Genomic DNA, 15117 nt, shown 5'->3' with positions numbered 1-15117 from the left:
GAATAAATCAGCGGGCAACAATGTATTGGTCGCCACCCGCTGTCGCTCTCTACTATGGGGATTAAATTATCCCCCTACAGAAGAGAATACTATGTTTAATCAAGACGATGCTTTTTCTTGTGCCGACGTGCTGCGGACCAGACTATCCGGCTTTCAACCTCGCGCTGCATTGATTCTGGGATCGGGGCTGGGGGCACTGGCAGATGTAATGACCGACGCCGTGACCATCGACTATACCGAACTTCCGGGTTTCCCGGTGAGCGGCGTAGTGGGCCATGCAGGGCAACTGGTGGCGGGCTGGTTGGAAGGTGTGCCAGTGTTGTGCATGAAAGGGCGCGGACATTTCTATGAGGGCCGTGGCATGCAGGTGATGACCACCGCCGTGCGCACCTTCAAACTGCTGGGCTGTGAATTCCTGCTGGCGACCAATGCTGCTGGTTCACTGCGTAAATCGGTCGCCCCGGGTAGCCTGGTGGCGCTGACCGACCACATCAACTTTATGCCGGAATCCCCGCTGGTGGGTGCTAACGACGAGCGTTTTGGTCCACGCTTCTTCAGCCTGGCTAATGCCTACGATCGAGACCTGCGTGCGCAGCTGGCGGCGGTAGCGGCCAAGGCCGGTATCCCACTGGCAGAAGGGGTGTTTGCCGCCTACACCGGCCCGAACTTTGAAACCCCGGCCGAGATCCGCATGATGCAGACGCTGGGCTGTGACGTGGTGGGGATGTCGATCGTGCCAGAAGTGCTTTCGGCCCGGCACTGCGGCCTGAAAGTGCTGGTGGTTTCGGCGATGACCAACTATGCCGAAGGGTTATCCGATACGCCGCTTTCCCATGAGCAGACGCTGAGCTGCGCTGCGCTGGCGGCAGACGACTTTATGCGCCTGATCCGTGAGTTCTTCAAAACGCTGTAATCCTTATTTCCATCTGACTACCCCGCGGCAAGTCCCTACCTTGCCGCGTAAATCACAACAATAAGGTGATGGTAATGGCAATAAAAACACGATTGAAGGTGATGATCTTTCTCCAGTTCTTTATCTGGGGCGCCTGGTTGGTGACGTTGGGTTCCTACATGATCAACACCCTGCACTTCAGCGGGGCGCAGGTTGGTATGGTGTACAGCTCGAAGGGGATCGCCGCGCTGATCATGCCAAGCCTGGCCGGGATCATTGCCGATCGCTGGATCAAGGCCAACCGTCTGTATGGCCTGTGTCATCTGCTGGGGGCGGTGGCGTTGTACTACGCTGCACAGGTCGATCAGCCGATGGTGATGTTCTGGGTCATGCTGTTCAACGCGATGGTCTATATGCCCACCATGGCGCTTTCCAACGCCATTTCTTACTTCTGCCTGGAAAAGCACGGTTTTGATACGGTCAAGGATTTCCCGCCGGTGCGGGTTTATGGCACCGTGGGCTTTATTCTGGCGATGTGGCTAATCAGCTTTAGCCGTATTGAATTGAGCAATATGCAGCTGTATCTGGCTTCCGCGGTGTCGCTGCTATTGGCAGTCTACTCCCTGACGTTGCCAAATTGCCCGACCAACAAGGTGAAACGCTCGCAAAGCTGGGTCAGCATGTTGGGGCTGGATGCGTTCGTGCTGTTCAAGCAAAAGCGCATGGCGGTGTTCTTCCTGTTTGCGATGTTGCTGGGGGCGGCGCTGCAAATCACCAATACCTTCGGCAACCCGTTCCTGCACGATTTCTCTCTTAACCCGCTTTATCAGGACAGCCTCAGCGTGCGCTATCCTTCGGTGCTGCTCTCCCTGTCGCAAATCTCTGAGGTGTTTTTCATCCTCACCATTCCGTTCTTCCTGCGGAGATATGGCATCAAGCAGGTGATGCTGATCAGCATGGCGGCCTGGACGTTGCGTTTCCTGTTCCTGGCCTACGGTACGCCTGCCGGGTTCGGCTTCCTACTGCTCCTGCTTTCAATGATCGTTTACGGCTGCGCGTTTGATTTCTTCAATATTTCCGGCGCCATCTTTGTGGAGAAAGAAACCGACCACCGCATTCGTGCCAGCGCTCAGGGGCTGTTCATGACCATGGTCAACGGTGCAGGGGCTTACGTTGGAGCCATTGCCAGCGGCGAGGTTGTGGACTTCTTCACCCATAACGGGGTGAAAGATTGGCAGAGTATCTGGCTGGTATTTGCCGCCTATACGCTGGTGCTGGGGGTGATTTTTGCCCTGTCTTTCAACTATCAACATCGGCCGGAAGAGATGAGCGGCGAGCTGCAGAAGGCGCATTGAGGTAAAACACAGGGGCTGAGTTCAGCCCCTGTGATATCAGGCGGGAAAACGCTGTTGCAGTTGTTGCCAGTCTGGAGCTCCGGCGGCACCACGGCTGGCCACCACGCAGGCGGCCACGCGGTTGGCAAGATCGACCGCTTGTACCAACGACAGGCCAGCGGAAAGCCCGGCTAGCAAACCCGCGCAGTGGGCATCCCCCGCGCCGATGGTATCAACGACGTCAACCGGGTAAACGGGCACATGCTGCGGTTCATTGCGGCCATCACAGACCCAGGCGCCGTCACGATCCAACCGGCAGATCAGGGTAATGTTATGCGCTGTGGCATAACGTTGTGCGGCGCTGACGGCGTCACCTTCCCCACACAAGATCGCGACTTCGTCACGATTGAGGGTGAGTAAGGTGTGGCTATCGCTAAGCATGGCGAAAAACTCTTCACCTAATTGATCGACGCGCGGGCCGGGATCCAGCAGCCGCCACTGATCGAACGGCAGGCGGGTAAGCCAGTCTCGCAGTGCTTCACCGGGTTCTCCCACCAGTTCATAGCCGTTGGCATACACCACCGTTTCCGGCGTTAGCGGTAGGGTAGCCAGCTGCGCCTTATTCCAATGGGCTTCACAACCGGTCACGGTAACAAAAGTACGTTCACCGTTGGGTTCCACCAACGCCAGGCACCAACCATTATCCAACTGGCCATGGCGTAGCAGCACCGGCAGATCCAGCTCCTGCATGGCGGCTTCGATGGCTGTTCCCCAGTCTCCGTTGCCAACCGGCATACCGTTAATCACGGGAACATCCAGGCGGCGTAGCGCCCGTGCTACGTTGAAGGCGCAACCGCCAATCTGTCGCTCTTGTGGCTGCGCTTCGATATCTTCACCGCTGGCTGGCAGCTTTGGCAGCGTGAGGACCACATCACCTACGGCACCGCCTACCACCAGAATGGGTTTTACTGCGACAAATTCACTCATTGATGTCCTTTGTTACTTGCCAGATAGAGGCCATAGGCAACCAGGCTGACCAGGAAGGAAACGAACAGCCCCAGGCTTGAATCAGCGAACAGGCCTTTAGCCAATGGGCCATCGATAAAGCCGGTTTTGGTCACTAGCAGCCCGCACAAGGCGCCGAGGAACCAGCAGAATAGTGGCACCTTACGCACGCCGCGGTTCTGGCCGTTCAGGCCGTACAGGGCATTACCGTCGTAACCATGATGACGGCGCACTTTAGCATAATCGAGAATGAAAATGGCTTCCCAGGCGGCAAGGAATACCCCGCAGAACACCAGGAAAGAGATAAATGGCCCCATAAAGTCGCCAGAGATAAACAGTACATAGATGGCGATGCCAAGGATCACCACGGCGTCAATGGAGACGGCCAGCGACTGTTTCACCTTCACGCCTAACGTTAGCAGGTTAAGGCTGGCGGAGTAGAGGCTGAGCACCGCAATAGTGACGATACCGGCGGTCGCGGCCAACAGATAAGGGATGGCCATCCACTTTGGCAGCACCGAGCCGATTAACGCAATCGGGTTGGCGGCGCTGGCCAGATCCGGCAACTGTACCGAAAGCAGAATGCCGGTGAACATCAGCAGGATCAGGGGCAGGCAGGCACCGCCCACCACGGCGGCAAAGATGCTTTTGTCTGAAGATTCCGGGCTTTGATAACGGCTGTAATCGGCCCCGGCAATGGCCCAACTGATACCGGTACCGGCTGCGATCACCGAAACGGCGGGCAGGAAGCCGGTCAACCAACTACCGGAAGGCAGTGACAGCACTTTGCCCCATTCGGTGGTGAAGACGATATACAGCACCACAATCAGCGTCATGGTGCCGAATATCCGGCTGAACCAGCTCTGCATCCAGACTACCGTGTTCTGGCCCAGCAGGCTGACTACGATGGTCAAGCCACCAAACAGCAACAGGCTGAAAGCGGTAAGGGAGTGGCTTTCACCCAGGCCTATGGCCTGGAACAGCGCCGCCAGGGTGAGTGTGCCGGTGATGACGTTCACCGCTTCCCAACCCATCAGGTTGATCCAACTGAAGGTGGTGGGGGCGATGTTGCCCTTCAGGCCAAAAATCACCCGCGATAAGGTCAAAGTAGAGGTACGGCCACGTTTGCCGGCGAAGCTGGTATAACCTACCAAAGCAAAACTGGCTACCCCGACCAATGCGGCCAGGATGGACTGGATAAAGGACAGGCCGAACGCGACAATAATTGCCCCGTACACCACGCCGAGAATGCCGATGTTGGCGGCAGACCATATCCAGAACAGTTCGAGCGGTTTACCGGTCTGCTCGGCATCCGGTACGCGATCGATCCCCGTGCTTTCTACTTTCCATGTCTCACTGCGGTTGATTTCACTCATGGTGCGATTTATTCCTGTTTGCGCAGCCTGAGGAGAGCGGCCGCGTAGGGCTCAAAATCTATTTGATTGGCGCTATTGATCGTGGCAATCCACTCCGCCGGGAAGGCGGCTATGCCGCGTAAGGCTCCGCAGATTGCCGTTGCCATGGCGCCAATGGTATCGGTATCTCCACCCAGATTGGCGGCCAGGATCGCACAACGCTGCGGATCGGTGCCTGCCAGTTCAACCAGTGCCAACGCCATCGGGATTGACTCGATAGTGTCCATCCCGGCACCGACGGTATGGTAAAGCTCCGCCAATGCTTCGCTATCCGGCAGATGGCGCAGGTTAGCGGTGAACTCCAGCGCCCAAACCAGACGGCGACTGAGCGAAGGGCTGAAGGTGGTGATATGTTGCTGTTGCACCTGCTCCACCCGTGCGGGCAGTTCTTGCTTGATGGTGACCCAATCCGCGCCTTCGACAGCCCGGCTAACGGCCCAGGCAATGGCAAAAGCGCCAGCTACGGCGATATCCGACTTGTGGGTCGGGCTGCAAGACAGCCTTACCGCTGTGATAAAGGCTGGCAAATCGCCGCTTGGCAGCAGGCAACCTAACGGAGCTACACGCATGGCCGCTCCATTGGTCACGCCGTTAGCGGCGATCTCTGCCACTGGCGTACCGGCGCGGAACGCCAACAGCGCGGCTTTGGAGCTGGGGCCGAGGATATTTTTCTCAAAGGCCCCGATCCGTTCTGCCCACAGCATGATGTGGTGAGCTATACGTTCCGGTTCGACCCGGCCCTCTGCGGCCAACAGCGCATCTATCAAGGCCACTGCCTGCTGGGTGTCATCCGTGTATTCCCCGGCGATAAAGCCGTTTGCTGCGATATTTTCTGCCGGGCCAGGCAGGAAGCTGGTGATCCAACCAAAATAATCACTAACCTGTTGTAATGGCCACAGTTCTGACGGCATCCCCATCGCATCGCCCACGGCTTGCCCATAGAGCGCTCCGAGTATGGCGTGGTGAGGATTTTTTATATTTTTCATTTATATGGGTGTTCCCTGGTGTTGGTGCTAACCGATGTAAAACATCAGTGTTGCTAATGTTAACTGTAAAATGGATCCAATTAAAGTCCAATGGTTGAAAAATGTGACTCCAATCTAAGTCCAATGCAAGCGCGCATGATGTAATTACCCTGAATGTGACAAATATGGTAAAAACGAGGCGGCTTGAGGAATGCGAACAAATCAGAGGTGGGTCCGATGAATGATTTTATTGCCTTGCTGCGTCAGCAGTTTTCACAGGCAGCGGCGGCACCACGTTACATCCAGCTGGCGAATTCCCTCGAAATTGCCATTAAACAGCGTGTCTTGGGCGTTGGCGATTTTTTACCGCCGGAACGCATGCTGGCTGAAGCATTGGATTTGTCACGGGTCACCGTCAGTAAGGCGATGAGGTTGCTGGAAGAAAAAGCGCTGGTCTCGCGCCAACAGGGCATTGGTACTCGAGTGGCTATGCACATCGGCTATTCCCTCAATCAGGATAATGGCTTTACCGCGCAGGTTTTGCGCAGTGGCAGCAGCGTCAGTAACCAATGGCTGTTGCGTTCCTGCATAAAGGCACCCAGCGAGGTAGCCAAGGCGCTGGAGTTGGCAAGCGACAGTATCGTGGTCAAGTTACGTCGCCTGCGGTTGATGGATGGCAATCCGGTGTCGTTGGAAACCACCTATATCCCGACCCGTTTTCTGCCCGATCCCGAAGAGCTGGAACACTCGCTGTATGCCCTATGGAAGTCGCGAGGCATTGTGCCAGAGGGCAGGCATTTTTTATTGAAGGCGGTTGCCAGCAATGACGAGAACGCCAGCTTGCTGAATGTGCAAAGCGGCACACCGCTGTTACGCATTGTCCAGACCAGCCGCAATGCCCAGGGCGAAGTGCTGGAGTTCAGCGAAACGCTGTGCCGCAGCGATGTGTACGAGTTTGAGGTCAAAAGCTGAGTAATCTGAGAAATAACCATGCTCTTTTGGCGGCGAGTGCGTATAATCGCCGCCCGGCGATAAATTAACCTGCACAAGAGCACCCGAATGAGCACTACCAGCCTGATCCAACCCGAACGTGAATTGTTCTCCTACGAGCCTTATTGGGCCGAATGTTTTGGCCCCGCGCCGTTTTTACCGATGTCGCGTGAGGAGATGGACCAATTAGGCTGGGATAGCTGCGATGTGATTGTGATCAGCGGGGACGCTTACGTCGATCACCCAAGCTTTGGCATGGCGATTGTGGGCCGCATGCTGGAAGCTCAGGGCTTCCGCGTGGGGATCATTGCTCAGCCGGACTGGAGCAACAAAGAAGACTTTATGCGTTTGGGCAAACCGAACCTGTTCTTCGGCGTGACCGCTGGCAATATGGACTCGATGATCAACCGCTATACCGCCGATCGTAAGCTGCGTCATGACGATGCCTATACCGCCGGTAACGTGGGCGGCAAACGCCCGGATCGCGCCACGCTGGTCTATAGCCAACGCTGTAGAGAAGCCTATAAAGATGTGCCCGTCATCCTGGGCGGTATCGAAGCCAGTCTGCGCCGTATTGCCCATTATGATTACTGGTCGGATACCGTGCGCCGCTCGGTCCTGGTGGATTCCAAGGCCGATATGCTGATCTACGGCAACGGCGAACGCCCGCTGGTGGAGTTGGCGCATCGCCTGGCGGCGGGTGAAAAAATTCAGGATATCCACGATATCCGTAACACCGCAGTGATGCGTAAAGGGGCCATGCCGGGCTGGAGCGGGGTGGATTCCACTCGCCTGGACAAGCCGGGCCGTATCGAGCCAATCCCTAATCCTTACGGTGAAGATTTGCCCTGTGCCGACGGCAGCACGCCAGAGCCAGAGGCCAAGCCGGTCACCGTACGTGCCGCCAAGCCCAAGCCGTGGGAAAAAACCTACGTGCTGCTGCCTTCCTTCGAGAAGGTGAAGGCGGACAAGGTGCTGTATGCCCACACTTCGCGCATCCTGCACCATGAAACCAACCCTGGCTGCGCCCGTGCGTTAATGCAAAAACATGGCGACCGCTACGTGTGGATCAACCCACCGGCGATCCCGCTCACCACGCCGGAAATGGACAGCGTGTTTGCCCTGCCGTACCAGCGTGTGCCGCACCCATCTTATGGCGAAGAGCGTATCCCGGCCTACGATATGATCCGCTTCTCGGTGAACATTATGCGTGGTTGCTACGGTGGCTGTTCGTTCTGTTCAATCACCGAGCATGAAGGGCGCATTATCCAGAGCCGTTCGGAAGACTCGATCGTGCGTGAAATCGAAGAGATCCGCGACAAGGTGCCGGGCTTTACCGGAGTGATCTCCGATCTGGGTGGCCCAACGGCCAACATGTATATGTTGCGCTGCACCAACCCGCGTGCCGAGCAAACCTGCCGCCGTGCCTCCTGTGTGTATCCGGAAATCTGTACCTATATGGATACCAACCATGAGCCGACCATCAAACTCTACCGCCGCGCCCGTGAGCTGGAAGGGATCAAGAAGATCCTGATCGCCTCCGGGGTGCGTTACGATCTGGCGGTTGAAGATCCGCGTTATATCAAGGAATTGGCGACCCATCACGTGGGCGGCTATCTGAAGATCGCACCGGAGCATACTGAAACCGGGCCATTGTCCAAGATGATGAAGCCAGGAATGGGCAGCTACGATCGCTTCAAGCAGCTGTTCGATCAGTATTCCAAACAGGCAGGTAAAGAGCAGTATCTGATCCCTTATTTCATCTCCTCGCATCCGGGCACCCGCGATGAGGACATGGTGAATCTGGCGCTGTGGCTGAAGAAAAACCGTTTCCGTCTCGATCAGGTACAGAACTTCTACCCGTCGCCAATGGCGAACTCCACCACCATGTATTACAGCGGCAAGAACCCGTTGGGTAAGGTGGGATATAAGAGCGAAGACGTGTTTATTCCGAAGGGCGATCGCCAGCGCCGCCTGCATAAGGCATTGTTGCGCTATCACGATCCGCTTAACTGGCCGCTGATCCGTACGGCGTTGGAAGAGATGGGAATGAAGCACCTGATTGGTGGCCGTCGCGAATGCCTGGTGCCAGCACCGAGCATCGACGAACAGCGCGAGGCCAAGCGCTTACAGCGGCATACCCGCCCGGCGTTGACCAAGCACACGGACATTACCCGCCAGCGCACACCGTCCAACAAGCTACCGCGCAAGCCTATCCGCAACGGTAAGGCCTGATAGAGCAGGGAGCCCAAGTGGCTCCCTTTCTTTTATCCCCTCTAGGGGATATTCCATACATTATCCCTTTCAGGGAAGACTCTATGGAGCTAGCTATTGCCAGTCTACAAACTGTTATACGCCGCCTCGACCTTCAGCATATAACGCGGTGCCTGCGGTGAGGGGTGGTACTGGCGCACATGCCAGTGAAAGGCCTCGGGTGACAGGTTGTTGATCATTCTGATGGCTTTTTTGCGATCGCTGGAGAAGGTACGTAGCAAGGCTCCTGCGCCGTTGGCATAGGCCACTTCAGTGGCATAGCGGCGGGTCACTGGATCGTCAATCCACTTCAGTTGCTGCTGTTGCAGCGCCCCGATATAGGCCGCGCCCAGATCGATATTGGTTTCGGGATCCAACAGATCGTCATCATCCGGGCAGCCGCGTTTGCCTTTAAAACGGTAGGCATCACAACCGGCGGTATTCGCCTTGAGCTGCATCAGGCCGATGGCGTTGGAAGGGCTGACAGCTTTTGGATTAAAGCCAGATTCTACCTGGATAATGGCGGCGATCAGTTTTTCATCAACATCATACTCGTCGGCCGCGTCTTCGATTTCATCGTCATAGGCGTGAGGATCGTGGCTGGTACGTTGGTGCTTGCTGGAACAGCCGGCCAATACCAACAGCATTAACACCATGGTCAGGCGCGGCAAAGATGAGAAAGAGAAGGTCATGAAACTCCAAGCTGCTGTGATCGGATTGCTGCGCCATATCATAGCGCCAGCGGCCGATAAGATCTTGGGTTAAAAGCCAATTAACGCGAGAGGCTGCCAACAATAAAGCAACGGGGCCGACAGTGCGGCCCCGCCAAGCTTACAGTGAATCGGGATCCGGCCCCAAGCGGTTGCCAATATCCAGCTTGGTGATTTCGCCCAGTTCGTCCTTATCCAGTTTGAAATCAAACACCTCAAAGTTTTCGCGAATGCGTGCTGGCGTAACCGATTTCGGGATCACGATCAGGCCGCTGTCCAGATGCCAGCGCACGACGATCTGTGCAGGCGTCTTGTTGTACTTCTCCGCCAGCTTCTTGATCAGCGGTTGATCGAAGACGCCTTCACCCCCTTGCGCCAACGGACTCCAGGATTCGGTGGCGATATGGTGGGTGGCATTCCAGGCGCGCAGCTGGCGCTGTTGCAGCAGCGGGTGCAGTTCGATCTGGTTGATCACCGGCGCGACGCTGGTTTCATCCAGCAGGCGTTGTAGATGTGGCGTGTGGAAGTTACAGACGCCGATGCTTTTCACCAGCCCTTGCTCACGCAGTTTGATCAAGCCGCGCCAGGCTTCGACATACTGATCCTGTGCCGGTTTCGGCCAGTGGATCAGGTAGAGATCGACGTAATCCAGCTTCAGCTTTTTCAGGCTGGTTTCCAGCGCCGCCTGCGGATTACCCTGATCGTCGTTCCACAGTTTGGTGGTGATAAATAGCTCTTCACGTGGGATCGAGGTAGCTTGCAGCGCGGCACCTACCCCTTCCTCATTTTTATAAATCGCGGCGGTATCGATGGAGCGATAGCCGACTTCCAGCGCCTTGGTGACGGCCTGCGTGGTTTCTTCAATGCTGGCTTGCCATACGCCGAGTCCCAACTGCGGCATCAGATTACCATCGTGGAGTTTGATGATGGGTTGCATGCGCTATCTCCTTATGACTGCTTTCAGGCCAAAGCCTGCTTACATGAATTTTAGTTCGCCACCTCAGCGCTTGCCGAGTTTGCGACCTCAAGCGTGCATATCCAGTACGATACGGTAACGGGCTTTGCCCGCTTCCAGATGCGCGATGGCATCGTTGACCTTGCTCAGTGGGAAATGCTCCACCTGCGGCTCAATGCCATGCCGGGCGCAGAACGCCAGCATGTCAGCAAGGCGTGAAGGAGCCCCGGTAGGTGAAGCGGAAAGTTCAGCCTGTTTGCTGATAAATGAGAACACCTGAACCGGCACCGGGTCGGGGATCGCCCCAACGAAGTGCAGGCGGCCTTTCGGGGCCAAGGTGCCGATGAAGGCGTCCCAATCTAAAGAGGCGCTGGCGGTGACCAGAATAAAGTCGAGTTGATTGGCAATGGCCTGTAATGCGGCACTGTCATTGCTGGCCACTACTCGGTGAGCTCCCAACGAAAGCGCTTCGTCACGTTTGCTGTTGGACGAGGTGAAGGCGGTGACTTCACAGCCCCAGGCATGCATAAAGCGGATCGCCATGTGACCCAGGCCACCAATACCAACCACGCCAACGCGCTGTGTCGGGCGGACATCGTATTGCAATAGTGGGTTGAACACCGTGATCCCACCGCAGAACAGCGGCCCGGCACTGGTCACGTCAACGCCTTCCGGCAATGGGATTGCCCAGGCCCAGTGGCTGCGGATGCGATCGGCAAAACCACCGTGACGACCAATAATGGTAGGTTGTACCTCGTTGCACAGATGCTGATCCCCAGACATACAGGGGTGGCAGTGCATACAGCTGCCGCGATTCCAGCCAACGCCCACCACCTGGCCAACCTTCAGCCCTTTGTTCTGCGCATGGGCACCCAGCTTGGTGATTTTTCCCACCACCTCATGGCCGGGCACGAACGGGTAGTGGGTGATGCCCCATTCATTGTTCAGCATGGAGAGGTCGGAGTGGCAGACGCCACAGTAATCGATAGCAACTTCAATCTCATCGTCGCCTAATGTACCGGCGTCGAAGGTAAAAGGTTCAAGCGGCTGTCCCTTGCCGGGCGCTGCCCAGGCACGAATGCTATTGTCAGAGACGGAGCTGGATTGGTTCGCCATAAAATTCTCCCATGAGTTAACGAGACGATGTTATGCGATGCGATCGAAAGCGCAGATAAGGCGCACAACCGTGCCCGATGATCGGTCGGGCACGGTAAGTAGAAACTAAAGCCTAGCAGGAAACTGTGATGTTGCGATGAAATCGTGCGCCAGCAATTAGCGTGCCGCTTGATAAATGCGTTGGCTGACTTCCAGCGTGATGTCCCCATGCTCGCCCAGTGCGGTCATGCCGTGCTGGTGCAATTTGTCGAGCAGCGCAGGGATGGAGCTACCGTCGAGTTGATAATCAGACAGACGGGTTGGCACGCCCATTTGCTCAAAGAAGGCGCGGGTGGCGGCGATTGCACCGTCGATACGGCTTTCTTCGGAACCCTCACGCAGGCCCCAGACGCGATCGGCGTACTGCAGCAGTTTTTCGCGTTTCTGGGCTTTTTTCTCTACCAGCAAGGCAGGCAGGACGACGGCCAGGGTTTGCGCATGATCCAGGCCGTGCATGGCGGTCAGTTCATGGCCGAGCATATGCGTTGCCCAATCTTGCGGCACACCGGCACCGATCAGGCCGTTCAGCGCCATGGTGGCACTCCACATCACGTTGGCACGTACCGCATAGTTTTCCGGTTCGGCCAGCGCACGTGGGCCATCTTCGAGCAACGTTAACAGCAGGCCTTCGGCAAAGCGATCCTGCACCTTGGCATCGACCGGGTAAGTCAGGTACTGCTCAATGGTGTGGACAAAGGCGTCCACTACGCCGTTGGCGATTTGGCGTGGAGGCAACGAATAGGTCACCACCGGATCGAGCACGGCGAACAGAGGCTGCACCAGCGGGGAGAAGAAGTGCTGTTTGTCGCCGCTGCTTTTACGGGTGATCACCGCGCCGCTGTTGGACTCGGAGCCGGTCGCTGGCAAGGTCAGCACACAGCCCATCGGTACTGCGCTGACGATCTCGCTGCCCACGGTTTTCAGGATATGCCAAGGATCGCGATCGGCCTGGTAGTCGGCCGCCGCCGCGATGAATTTGGTGCCATCAACCACCGAGCCGCCGCCGACCGCCAGCAGAAAGTCGATCTTTTCTGCCCGCACGATTTCTACCGCTTTCATCAGGGTTTCATAAGTCGGGTTAGGCTCGATACCGGAGAACTCCTGCACGTTACGGCCAGCCAGCGCGGCATAGACCTGATCCAGCACGCCGTTGTTCTTCACGCTGCCACCGCCGTAGGTGATCAGGATGCGGGCGTCTGCCGGAATTTGTTTGCCTAATTCGGCAATCTGGCCTTTACCGAACAGGATTTTGGTTGGGGTGTGGAGGATGAAGTTTTGCATTATCGTATTCTCTTTTCGTGTCAGGGAAGCGCCAGCGGCGCAAAATAGCTGGAGTCTATTGTCGGTAACCTGGCCCGATCGCACAATGCACATTCCTGTCGGTGTCTTGCCTATTTCTACACTACACTGTAGAAAAAGCATCTTTATGGTTATTATCCGTGTCGAATTATTCAGGCGATTAGAGGGGCTTGCTGATGGAGAACGTTGAACTACGTAGCCGTATGGCGCGCCAGGCGATGCGCTTTGCCGCCGCCAAAGGCTATAGCCCAACGCCCGTACCTATGGTGAAGGTGTTGTATAGCGATGAGTATTACCCGCGTCAGCCGGTGATGTATGAGCCTGGCATCGTCATCATCTTTCAGGGCCACAAGGTGGGCTACTGTGGCAGCAAGGTGTTTCAGTACGATCCGCGCAATTACCTGTTGATGACGGTATCGCTGCCGTTTGAGTGTGAAACCTTTGCCAGTCCGGAACAGCCGCTGGTGGGGCTGGCGGTCAATATCGACACCCAGATGCTACAGGATCTGCTGATCGATATCGGTGATGACGATTATCTGATGCAGCCTAGGGGGGAAAGCAGCGGCGTTAATCTCTCAGTGCTTAGCGATGAAATGCTGTGCGCCACAGAACGTCTGTTGGACGTGATGGAGAAACCGTTGGATGCGCGGGTGCTGGGGCCACAGATCGTGCGTGAGCTGCTTTATTACGTGCTGCGTGGCAGTTGCGGTGCTTCGTTGCAGGAGCTGGTTAACCGGCATACCCATTTCAGCCAGATCGCCAAGGCGTTGCGGCGGATTGAGAATCAGTATGCCGAGAACATCAACGTCGAACAGTTGGCGTACGAAGTGAACATGAGCGTGTCGGCGTTTCACCATAACTTCAAGGCAGTGACCAATACCTCGCCGCTGCAGTATGTGAAGTCGTATCGTCTGCACAAGGCGCGTTTGCTGATGCTGCATGACGGCCTGAAGGCCAGCACGGCGGCGATCCGCGTGGGCTACGAGAGCGCTTCGCAGTTCAGCCGCGAGTTTAAGCGACTGTTTGGCATTACGCCGAGCGATGAGATCGCCCGGCTGCGGGACAATAGCGCCATCATGCAAGGTTAACGCGTCAGTACTATTTTGCCGAACGGGCCGCGATCGAGGTGATCGAGCGCCGCGGGTAGCTGATCGAAACGGTAACGCTGGTCGATGACAGGCTTGATGCCGTTGGCGTCGACGGCGCGTACCAAATCTTCCAATGCGCGGCGGTGGCCTACACCGATGCCCTGGATCTGCGGCGATTTCAGCAGCAATAGGCTAGCTGGAATGGCAATATCAAAACCCTCCAGTACGCCAATGACCGAGATACGGCCATGTATCGCCACGGCGCGTAGTGAATTGGCCAGATTGCTGCCGCCAATGGTTTCGACAATATGATCGATACCGCGATCCTGCGTCAGTTGATAGATCGACTCCACCCAATCCTCTCGCAGGCGGTGAATGCCGTGATCGGCCCCTAACGCCTTGGCACGTAGCAGCTTACCTTCGCTGCTGGAGGTGACAAAGACCTGTGCTCCGTGGGCTTTGGCAATCTGTAGCGCGAATAAGGCAACGCCACCGGTGCCTTGTACCAATACCGATTCCCCGGCACGCAAATGACCGCGTTCTACCAAGGCAAACCAGGCCGTCAGCCCAGCGCAGGGTAAGGTACTGGCTTCGGCATCGTCTAGCGTGCCGGGAGCTGCGCTCAGCCAGTTTTCATCGACCACCACGTATTCGGCCAGCATCCCTTGATAGGTACCGCCTGCCGTACGGTAAGGTGGAATGCGCGCATCACCATCAGGCTTACCCTCTATCCAGTCCGGGCTAAAGGTAGAGATCACCCGATCGCCAGGGCGAAAACGCGTGCTGCCGCTTCCCACCGCGTCTACCACGCCAGCCATATCCGAGGCTGGGGTAAACGGCAGCGGCAGATCCAACGGCATGGTGCCTTCTATCACCATTTTATCGCGGTAATTCAGCGCCACGGCGTTCACTTTGACCCGAACCTGATGTGGGCCGGGTTGTGGAATGGCGCTCTCGGTTAATTGCAGATGTTCACGCCCTACGGCGTTCATCGTCCAGCGTTGCATGGTTTCGGTCATGAGGTGCTCCTGATGGGTTGAAGATATTCACAGATAA

Annotated in this window: 13 protein-coding genes; 5 read left to right on the top strand and 8 right to left on the bottom strand. The window is 56.6% G+C overall.

The features are described from left to right. The first annotated feature begins 91 nt into the window (after window positions 1-91). Window positions 92-913: a xanthosine phosphorylase gene (xapA, locus tag A6U95_RS12030; protein WP_065684662.1), complete on the top strand. Its 822-nt coding sequence runs from the start codon at window positions 92-94 to the stop codon at window positions 911-913. Between the two features lie 74 nt (window positions 914-987). Then, the gene (locus tag A6U95_RS12025; RefSeq protein WP_065684661.1) at window positions 988-2247 is read left to right on the top strand and encodes a nucleoside permease; all 1260 of its coding nucleotides are present in this window, start codon (window positions 988-990) and stop codon (window positions 2245-2247) included. A 36-nt stretch (window positions 2248-2283) separates the two neighbouring features. Here the strand turns inward: A6U95_RS12025 and A6U95_RS12020 are convergent, their stop codons facing one another. From A6U95_RS12020 to A6U95_RS12010, 3 genes are read right to left on the bottom strand one after another with little or no spacing between them, the layout of a single operon-like run. Continuing rightward, window positions 2284-3213, bottom strand: a complete 930-nt coding sequence (locus A6U95_RS12020; protein ID WP_065684660.1) for a PfkB family carbohydrate kinase — start codon at window positions 3211-3213, stop codon at window positions 2284-2286. Continuing rightward, a complete protein-coding gene (locus tag A6U95_RS12015; RefSeq protein WP_065684659.1) occupies window positions 3210-4607 on the bottom strand; it encodes a cytosine permease in 1398 nt (465 codons plus the stop codon). The genes A6U95_RS12020 and A6U95_RS12015 overlap by 4 nt, the downstream gene beginning before the upstream one ends. Window positions 4608-4615: 8 nt before the next feature. Continuing rightward, on the bottom strand, window positions 4616-5632 hold the full coding sequence (locus tag A6U95_RS12010; RefSeq protein ID WP_065684658.1) for an ADP-ribosylglycohydrolase family protein: 1017 nt from the start codon (window positions 5630-5632) through the stop codon (window positions 4616-4618). A gap of 216 nt (window positions 5633-5848) precedes the next feature. On the opposite strand from A6U95_RS12010, the gene A6U95_RS12005 reads away from it, so the two are divergent. Beyond that, window positions 5849-6583, top strand: a complete 735-nt coding sequence (locus A6U95_RS12005; RefSeq protein WP_065684657.1) for a GntR family transcriptional regulator — start codon at window positions 5849-5851, stop codon at window positions 6581-6583. Between the two features lie 87 nt (window positions 6584-6670). Next, window positions 6671-8836 (top strand): YgiQ family radical SAM protein, encoded by a 2166-nt coding sequence (locus A6U95_RS12000; RefSeq protein ID WP_065684656.1) that lies wholly within the window; start codon window positions 6671-6673, stop codon window positions 8834-8836. Window positions 8837-8940: 104 nt separating this feature from the next. Here A6U95_RS12000 and A6U95_RS11995 read toward each other — a convergent pair whose 3' ends face one another. From A6U95_RS11995 to yqhD, 4 genes are all read right to left on the bottom strand, one after another. Continuing rightward, window positions 8941-9546, bottom strand: coding sequence for a transglycosylase SLT domain-containing protein (locus A6U95_RS11995; RefSeq protein ID WP_021806846.1), 606 nt, complete (start codon window positions 9544-9546; stop codon window positions 8941-8943). Between the two features lie 139 nt (window positions 9547-9685). Continuing rightward, window positions 9686-10501: a 2,5-didehydrogluconate reductase DkgA gene (gene dkgA / locus A6U95_RS11990; RefSeq protein ID WP_024529134.1), complete on the bottom strand. Its 816-nt coding sequence runs from the start codon at window positions 10499-10501 to the stop codon at window positions 9686-9688. An 87-nt stretch (window positions 10502-10588) separates the two neighbouring features. Further along, window positions 10589-11635 (bottom strand): NAD(P)-dependent alcohol dehydrogenase, encoded by a 1047-nt coding sequence (locus A6U95_RS11985; protein ID WP_065684655.1) that lies wholly within the window; start codon window positions 11633-11635, stop codon window positions 10589-10591. A 156-nt stretch (window positions 11636-11791) separates the two neighbouring features. Continuing rightward, window positions 11792-12955 carry an alcohol dehydrogenase gene (gene yqhD, locus A6U95_RS11980; protein ID WP_065684654.1) on the bottom strand — a complete coding sequence of 388 codons (1164 nt, stop codon included), beginning with the start codon at window positions 12953-12955 and terminating at the stop codon, window positions 11792-11794. Between the two features lie 191 nt (window positions 12956-13146). Between yqhD and A6U95_RS11975 the strand changes: the two genes are divergently transcribed. Beyond that, the gene (locus A6U95_RS11975) at window positions 13147-14061 is read left to right on the top strand and encodes an AraC family transcriptional regulator (protein ID WP_065684812.1); all 915 of its coding nucleotides are present in this window, start codon (window positions 13147-13149) and stop codon (window positions 14059-14061) included. Here A6U95_RS11975 and A6U95_RS11970 read toward each other — a convergent pair. Next, complete coding sequence (locus A6U95_RS11970) at window positions 14058-15080, bottom strand: NAD(P)-dependent alcohol dehydrogenase (RefSeq protein ID WP_065684653.1); 1023 nt, start codon at window positions 15078-15080, stop codon at window positions 14058-14060. The genes A6U95_RS11975 and A6U95_RS11970 overlap by 4 nt on opposite strands. Between the last annotated feature and the right edge of the window lie 37 nt (window positions 15081-15117).

Origin of the sequence: Serratia sp. 14-2641, from assembly GCF_001692375.1 — a bacterium.
GTDB classification, from domain to species: domain Bacteria; phylum Pseudomonadota; class Gammaproteobacteria; order Enterobacterales; family Enterobacteriaceae; genus Chania; species Chania fonticola_C.
This window is presented reverse-complemented; position numbering and strand designations above follow the sequence as displayed.

Coding starts and splice junctions, on each gene's coding strand:
- xapA (WP_065684662.1), top strand. CDS start 92: ATGTTTAATCAAGACGATGCTTTTTCTTGTGCCGACGTGCTGCGGACC.
- A6U95_RS12025 (WP_065684661.1), top strand. CDS start 988: ATGGCAATAAAAACACGATTGAAGGTGATGATCTTTCTCCAGTTCTTT.
- A6U95_RS12020 (WP_065684660.1), bottom strand. CDS start 3,213: ATGAGTGAATTTGTCGCAGTAAAACCCATTCTGGTGGTAGGCGGTGCC.
- A6U95_RS12015 (WP_065684659.1), bottom strand. CDS start 4,607: ATGAGTGAAATCAACCGCAGTGAGACATGGAAAGTAGAAAGCACGGGG.
- A6U95_RS12010 (WP_065684658.1), bottom strand. CDS start 5,632: ATGAAAAATATAAAAAATCCTCACCACGCCATACTCGGAGCGCTCTAT.
- A6U95_RS12005 (WP_065684657.1), top strand. CDS start 5,849: ATGAATGATTTTATTGCCTTGCTGCGTCAGCAGTTTTCACAGGCAGCG.
- A6U95_RS12000 (WP_065684656.1), top strand. CDS start 6,671: ATGAGCACTACCAGCCTGATCCAACCCGAACGTGAATTGTTCTCCTAC.
- A6U95_RS11995 (WP_021806846.1), bottom strand. CDS start 9,546: ATGACCTTCTCTTTCTCATCTTTGCCGCGCCTGACCATGGTGTTAATG.
- dkgA (WP_024529134.1), bottom strand. CDS start 10,501: ATGCAACCCATCATCAAACTCCACGATGGTAATCTGATGCCGCAGTTG.
- A6U95_RS11985 (WP_065684655.1), bottom strand. CDS start 11,635: ATGGCGAACCAATCCAGCTCCGTCTCTGACAATAGCATTCGTGCCTGG.
- yqhD (WP_065684654.1), bottom strand. CDS start 12,955: ATGCAAAACTTCATCCTCCACACCCCAACCAAAATCCTGTTCGGTAAA.
- A6U95_RS11970 (WP_065684653.1), bottom strand. CDS start 15,080: ATGACCGAAACCATGCAACGCTGGACGATGAACGCCGTAGGGCGTGAA.